The sequence below is a fragment of the Ruegeria sp. AD11(2025) genome (genome assembly GCF_056542405.1).
In genome coordinates this window covers 96,207-102,994 of the sequence record NZ_JBQFZU010000014.1, presented here as the reverse complement: position 1 = coordinate 102,994, position 6,788 = coordinate 96,207, and the positions used below count along the sequence as shown (strand labels likewise).

Annotated in this window: 5 protein-coding genes; 3 read left to right on the top strand and 2 right to left on the bottom strand. The window is 57.5% G+C overall.

Annotated elements, in window-relative coordinates; all coding sequences use genetic code 11:
- Nucleotides 1–273: 273 nt before the first annotated feature.
- A complete protein-coding gene (locus tag ACR1XY_RS14785) occupies nt 274–1,641 on the bottom strand; it encodes a sensor histidine kinase (RefSeq protein ID WP_480594378.1) in 1,368 nt (455 codons plus the stop codon).
- The gene (locus tag ACR1XY_RS14780; RefSeq protein ID WP_480594377.1) at nt 1,638–2,306 is read right to left on the bottom strand and encodes a response regulator transcription factor; all 669 of its coding nucleotides are present in this window, start codon (nt 2,304–2,306) and stop codon (nt 1,638–1,640) included. Before ACR1XY_RS14780 ends, ACR1XY_RS14785 begins: the two co-directional genes overlap by 4 nt.
- Before the next feature lie 139 nt (nt 2,307–2,445).
- Between ACR1XY_RS14780 and ACR1XY_RS14775 the strand changes: the two genes are divergently transcribed.
- The 3 genes from ACR1XY_RS14775 to ACR1XY_RS14765 all read left to right on the top strand — a co-directional run bounded on the left by ACR1XY_RS14775 (nt 2,446) and on the right by ACR1XY_RS14765 (nt 6,742).
- Nucleotides 2,446–3,534: a tricarboxylate transporter gene (locus ACR1XY_RS14775; RefSeq protein ID WP_480594376.1), complete on the top strand. Its 1,089-nt coding sequence runs from the start codon at nt 2,446–2,448 to the stop codon at nt 3,532–3,534.
- 78 nt (nt 3,535–3,612) lie between these two features.
- The gene (locus ACR1XY_RS14770) at nt 3,613–5,643 is read left to right on the top strand and encodes a tripartite tricarboxylate transporter permease (protein WP_480594375.1); all 2,031 of its coding nucleotides are present in this window, start codon (nt 3,613–3,615) and stop codon (nt 5,641–5,643) included.
- 10 nt (nt 5,644–5,653) lie between these two features.
- Complete coding sequence (locus tag ACR1XY_RS14765; protein ID WP_480594374.1) at nt 5,654–6,742, top strand: 4-oxalomesaconate tautomerase; 1,089 nt, start codon at nt 5,654–5,656, stop codon at nt 6,740–6,742.
- Nucleotides 6,743–6,788 lie beyond the last annotated feature (46 nt).

Below are 6,788 nucleotides of genomic sequence, written 5' to 3'. Positions count from 1 at the left end.
GTCATTGGGTGGCTCCTTTCCTAGCAGTCGATGACAACTGCACTTTGGCACATTCGATGCCGGTGGAGCAGGAGCCACCCACCTCATCCGGTTAGGGCCGGTGAATAATCAGAAGCCTTTTTCAGCACTGATATGAAACGCAATACATTTCAAGTTTTGGCAGAGCACCGAGTTGCTGCTGCGAATTGCACAACAGAGCGACAATTCGCTGCAATAGCAAAGAACGCACTTTGATCGTGAAGGGTTTCACGCTTCTAGTAAACTCGAAACGATTTACAGGACTATTGGAAGCTCGAGTGTAATGCTCGCTCCTTTTTCGACCTGGTTGATTGCGACCACTCCTCCATGTCGCTTCGCGACCGCTGAGACAATTGACAATCCCAAACCGCTGCCTTCGGAATACTCCAGCTGCGAAAACCGACTGAAGGCGGCTTCGCTTTGGTCGGGCGAAAGACCTGTTCCGTCATCAGCTACAGTTAGTTTTACGTGCCCGTCGTCACAGCGCAAAGCAACTGTAATTCGGCTCAACTTAGCGCCACCGTGCTTAACCGCGTTGTCCAGCAGGTTTTTGATCGCCTCAGCCAAAAAGACCTGATCCCCTGAGACCGTGATTGCCGAGTCCGGCATCGTGACCTCAAAATCGATTCCTTTTGCGAGGATGTGTACGCCCATTTCTGCACAAGCATCTTCCACGACCAAGCGGAAATCAACCTTGTCCATCTGATCCTGATGTGTAGGTTGCTGCAGTCGCTCCAACGATAGCAGCTGCTCGGCTACCGTGGCCGAATTCTTTGCTGCTGACACAAGCTCAACAATGCGTTTGTCTCTGTCCTCATCCGTTTTTGCATCTCTCAGCGCCTCGGCCATCGACTGGACCGCGGCTGCCGGATTTCGCAGCTGATGCGCGGCTTCTGAGATAAACACTTGATGGGCGTTGATGCTGTGTTCGACCTGTCCAAATAGCCGGTTCAGGGTCTGAACAATACCGTGGACTTCGACTGGCACCGGGCGTTTGATCTTGCTGAGGTCGTCGGGTGAACGCAGGTCAATGGCGTCCTGCAAGTCCAGCAAGGGTCGCAGGCCGCGCGCGACGCCGAACCACACGACAAAGGCAAGGGTGGCCAGAAGGATGCCCATAAGGATCGCCGCGCGGATCGACAGTTCATTGGCAAACGCGTTGCGATCCGCGATGCGTTGCCATGCCGTGACCGTCGCATCTCCCACCAGGTTATCCAATGTGACCCGTTCGGTCATTTTCAACACGCGCACCGGCTCGTCACGATAAACTGCCTCGAAAAAATGCGGTTGGTAAACATCTTGCTCTGACAGGTTTGCCGAGGCAGGGGGATATGCGTACCCGGTCACGTAGATACCACCGGGTCCGGTCACGTGATAGAAAATTTCTCCACCCGATGCATCGCGGATTAAGCTGCGTGTAGTGGGCGACAAGGCATCGCCTTCCGAAACCGCCACATCTCGGGAAATCGCCAGACCAGCGGATAAAAGACTGTCGTCAAAAAGCTCTTGCGCTGTTTGCTGGGCCACCGTGTAGCGCCAATATCCAAGAAGGATTGCGAGCAACACCAAAGGCGTCAGGATCAGAATGAATAGCCTAAGCCTGAGCGAACCATGTCTGATCACTTCTGCACCTCAAGCAGATACCCGAGGCCACGGGCCGTCTTTATCTTTATGCCGTGGTTCAGAAGGCGCTTGCGCAATCGCGATACATGAGGTTCAACGGCAGTGTCATCGACATCCGCACCCACGCCATAGACGTAATCAGTCAGTTGGCTTTTGGGGACAATCCTTCCACGACGCTCCAGCAGGCACTCAAGTACGGCCATTTCCCGGCGCGGCACGTCTAGCATTTGCCCATTTGCGCTGACTTGACGAGCGGTGCGGTCAAATTCCAGGTCTCCGATGATCTCGCGTGCGCCGTAGTCCAGTTGTTTGCGGCGGGACAACGCACGGATGCGGGCCTCAAGTTCATCCATTTCGAAAGGTTTGACGAGGTAATCGTCCGCGCCCATATCCAGACCGGAAACGCGGTCACTGGTCTCGGTGCGCGCGGTCAGCAGAATGACAGGGACGCTGTCGCCCCGCTTGCGCAGCGAACGCAGGATTTCCAGCCCTGACCGGCCCGGCAAGTTGATATCCAGGACGATCAGGTCCGCCCCTTCCTGCACCAGATACAGTTCGGCGGCGTCGCCATCCGTCAGCACATCTGCGGCATGACCACGATCACGCAAGCGGTAGGCAATAGCGTTTGCGAGGGGCTCATTGTCCTCGACGATGACGATCCGCATCAGGTCTCCTGCAAGTTTCGCGCAAGGTTGGCATTCCATGATTGCCAGATGGGAGGGGGAATCAACCCCGCAGTTCTATTTGCGATCACGGTGGCGCGGAGGGCGCTGACGTGGTTGTCTGGTCAACAGGGAGGTACCAATGGCCATTTCCAACTTCACCCGTCGCGCTGTCGTGGGACTGATCGCCGCTGCCGGACTTGCCGCGCCCGCCGCCGCCGAAGTCGATTTCTCGGGCAAGACTATAGAGTGGGTCATTCCGTTCTCGGAAACGGGCGGGTCTGCCAAATGGGCCAACTTCTTTGCACCGCTTCTGTCCGAGGCGCTGCCGGGTCAGCCGACTGTTGTGGTTAAATTCATGCCCGGTGCGGGTTCAACGAAAGGCGCAAACTGGTTTCAGGAGCAAAGCCACGATGACGGCACCCTGTTGTTTGGCACATCCGGTTCAACCCAGTTTCCCTATCTGCTGAGCGACCCGCGCGTGCGCTACGAGTATAACGACTGGATTCCGGTCATGGCGTCCGGAACCGGTGGTGTGGCCTATCTGAATGCCGAGGACGGGGCAAAGTTCGACGGGTCCGCCAACGCTCTGAAAGACACCAATTTCATCTACGGCTCGCAAGGCGCGACGCGTCTGGACCTCGTACCGCTGTTGGCGTGGCAGATGCTGGGCATGAATGTCGAGCCTGTGTTTGGCATCAAAGGCCGTGGAGACGGTCGCCTGATGTTTGAGCGTGGTGAAGCCAATATCGACTATCAGACCTCCTCTGGCTATCTGGGCGGTTCGGCACCTCTCGTCGAGGCTGGTCAGGCCGTGCCGATGATGACGTGGGGCGCGCTGGACGCCGATGGCAATATCGTGCGCGATCCGACTTTCCCGGACGTTCCGACTTTCAAAGAGGTCTGCGAAGCAACCGATGGCTGTGAGACCAGTGGTGAGGCATGGGACGCATGGAAAGCCTTCTTTGTTGCCGGTTTCCCGGTACAAAAGCTGGCCTTCTTGCCGGGTGACACACCGCAAGAGGTGGTTGATGCTTATACCGCGGCCTTCCAGGCGGTGACCGAGCGTGGCGACTTTGGGGACATCTCCTCCAAGCGTGTGGGCAAATACCCCGTGTTCGTGGGCGACGGCTCCAAGGCAGCGCTACAAACAGCGACAAACGTTGATGATAACGCCAAGCAATATGTCCTGAACTGGCTGAAAGAGGCCTATGGCGTTGAGCTGAATTAAGCCGACATACCACAGCGCGTGCCCAACGAAGGGCGCGCGCTTTTCTGCACACAAGACAATTTATGAAAGGCGGCCGCTATGGAGGTTTTCGCCACCGCTCTTCCTGCGCTTGGTGATGCGTGGGCTCTGATCCTGCAACCCATCGTTCTGGGCTATCTTGTGCTCGGTGTTGTCATGGGGCTGGCCGTGGGCGTCTTTCCCGGACTGGGCGGTATCGCCGGCCTCTCCCTTTTGCTGCCATTCATGTTCGGCATGGACCCGATTCTGGGTCTGGCGCTGATGATCGGAATGGTTGCCGTCGTTCCGACCTCTGACACATTTGCTTCGGTTCTGATGGGGATACCAGGCAGTTCGGCCTCGCAGGCAACCGTGCTTGACGGCTTCCCAATGGCAAAAAAGGGAGAGGCCGCGCGGGCGTTGTCTGCTGCCTTTGCGTCATCTTTATTCGGTGGTCTCGTTGGCGCGACCTTCCTGACTATGTTCATACTGATCGCACGTCCGATCGTGCTGGCCTTTGGACTGCCCGAGATGTTGATGATCACTATCCTCGGCTTGTCGATGGTTGCCATTCTGGCCGGGCGTATTCCCCTGAAAGGCGTGGCTGCTGCCGGGTTGGGCCTGATGGTCGGCACGATTGGCGAGGCCGATGCCGGCGGCTCGCTTCGAATGGCGACTTATGACATTCCTTACCTGACGGATGGTCTGAAGCTGGTCATCGTGGGGTTAGGCATCTTCGCTGTTCCCGAGATCGTTTCGCTGCTGCGGCAGGACCGGTCGATTGCCAAAGGCGCTTCGTTAGGCGCTGGATGGCTGGATGGCGTCAAAGACTGGTTTGCGAACATCTGGCTATCGGTCCGATGTTCGATAATCGGCGTTATCGTCGGGGTTATTCCCGGCCTCGGAGGTTCTGTCGTCGATTGGATTGCCTATGGTCACTCAGTTCAAACGACCAAGGACAAAAGTAATTTCGGCAAAGGCGAAGTACGCGGGGTCATCGGGCCGGAAAGTTCGAATAACGCCAAGGAAGGCGGCGGTCTGGTGCCAACGCTGCTGTTCGGCATCCCCGGCTCAGGCTCGATGGCGATCTTCATTGGCGCGGTGGCTCTTCTGGGGTCGGGCGATATCGAGGTTGGTCCGAGCATGCTTCAGGACAATCTCGACATCACCTATTCGATCGTCTGGTTGCTGGCGCTTGCCAACGTTGTCGGCACCATCCTGTGCATCGCAGCTTCGGGGGGCATCGCCAAGCTGACCACAATTCGGTTCACTTATTTGGCGCCGTTCCTGTTCATGTTGATCAGTTTTGCGGCCTTCCAATCTGGTCAGAACTTCGAAGACCTCTTGGCCTTGTTCGTTATCGGCCTGATCGGCATCTTCCTGCGCCGCTTCGACTGGTCACGTCCGGCTTTCCTGATCGGCTTTGTTCTGTCGAATCCGGTCGAGAAGTTCACCAACCAGGCATTTCAGATTGCATCGTTCCGCTTCCGCAAGAGCTTTGGTGAAGGCATGGAATATGTCTTCAGCCCCATCGTCATCGTTCTGATAGTGGTCACCGTGGTCTCGGTCATTCTGGGTATCCGTCAGGCCAAGATGATCATGGCTGAGGGTGACGTTCAGGCCGGGACAAAGCGTGCGCCGCTGATCTTCCTGCTGGTGATCATGGCCTATCTGATCGTCGCGCTGGTCAACGCCAACATGATCCCCGACTACAACATGACCGACAAAATCATCCCGCTGGTGATCGGCAGCGTCTCACTGTTCTGCTGCGTGATCCTGTTGATCCAGATGATGCGGCGGCCCGAGGGCGACGCGATCTTTGCCGACAAGGAAATCGCGGGTGAGGATGCCAGTGCGCCCCATGGCCTGTGGTCAACGCTTGCGTGGTTCGCAGGTCTCATCGCGGCGACATGGGTGGTGGGTTTCATCCTCGCATTGCTGGGCTTCCTGATCGCTTTCTTCCGCATCAGGGCCGGGGCCAGCTGGCGGATGGCGCTGATCCTGACCGCCTGCGGTATCGGATTCATGTGCCTGATGGCGGGTGCTTTGAACAGGGATTTCCCGCCGGGTCTGCTGCAGGACATGGTTAGCCTGCCCTGGCCGTTGAAGTGAGGGACCCAAAATGACTCAAACCGCAATCCCGTACATCTTCATGCGTGGCGGTACTTCGAAGGGTCCGTATTTCCGCCGCTCGGATTTGCCTGAGGATCTGGAGACGCTGGCCAAGGTGCTGATCGCAGCCCTTGGTTCCGGACAGTCGCTGAATATCGATGGCATCGGCGGCGGTGCAGCGGTGACCACCAAGGTCGCGATGCTGTCAGTCAGCGGGGATGACTGGGCCGATATTGACTATTTCTTCGCGCAGGTTGCGGTCGAGGAAAAGTTGGTCGATTTCAAACCCACTTGTGGTAACATCCTGTCCGGTGTCGCCCCTGCTGCCATCGAAATGGGACTGTTCGAACCGCAAGGCGATGAGACCGAAATCCGTATCCGGGCGGTCAACACTGGGGCCCGCGTAGTGGCCCGAATCCAGACACCTAATGGAAAGCTGACCTACGAGGGTGATACAGGAATTGCCGGAGTGCCTGGCCAGTCTGCGCCGGTGCAGCTGAGCTTCATGGGCGTGGTGGGGTCAGCAACCGGTGGTTTCCTGCCCACGGGCAATCTGCGCGACACAGTTCAGGGGATCGAACTGACCGGCATGGATGTCGCCATGCCAATGGCCATTGCCCGCGCCGCCGACTTCGGTCTGACGGGCTATGAAAGCGCCGAGGAGCTGGACGCCAACCGTGGCTTTTTTGACCGGATGGAATCTGTTCGGATCGAAGCCGGAGAGCGAATGGGAATGGGGGATGTGTCGAAATCGGTGACCCCCAAATTCGGCCTGATCGCGTCTGCCAGAGAAGGCGGAACTCTTGCGGTTCGGTATTTCATGCCGTGGAAGACCCATCCGACAATGGCGGTCACCGGTGCGCAGTGCATGGCGTCCTGCGCTTTGACGCCCGGCACGGTCGCGGACGGTTTGCTGGATCGCCCAACGACAAGCCCGGCTGAAGTTGTACTGGAACACGCCTCGGGTAAGATCGACGTGTTGGTGGATTTCGCTAACGAGAAAGGGTTCACCGTGAACTCTGCGGGCCTTGTGCGGACCGCGCGTAAGCTCGCGGACGGGCACGTCTATGTGCCACAATCGGTGTGGAAGGGGAGTTGATCGGGCGATCTGAAAATGGTATACCACGGCATACATTAAAGGGGAT

Bases quoted from the DNA above. Each gene is read 5' to 3' on its own strand.
- ACR1XY_RS14765 (WP_480594374.1), top strand. From the start codon at position 5,654: ATGACTCAAACCGCAATCCCGTACATCTTCATGCGTGGCGGTACTTCG.
- ACR1XY_RS14780 (WP_480594377.1), bottom strand. From the start codon at position 2,306: ATGCGGATCGTCATCGTCGAGGACAATGAGCCCCTCGCAAACGCTATT.
- ACR1XY_RS14770 (WP_480594375.1), top strand. From the start codon at position 3,613: ATGGAGGTTTTCGCCACCGCTCTTCCTGCGCTTGGTGATGCGTGGGCT.
- ACR1XY_RS14775 (WP_480594376.1), top strand. From the start codon at position 2,446: ATGGCCATTTCCAACTTCACCCGTCGCGCTGTCGTGGGACTGATCGCC.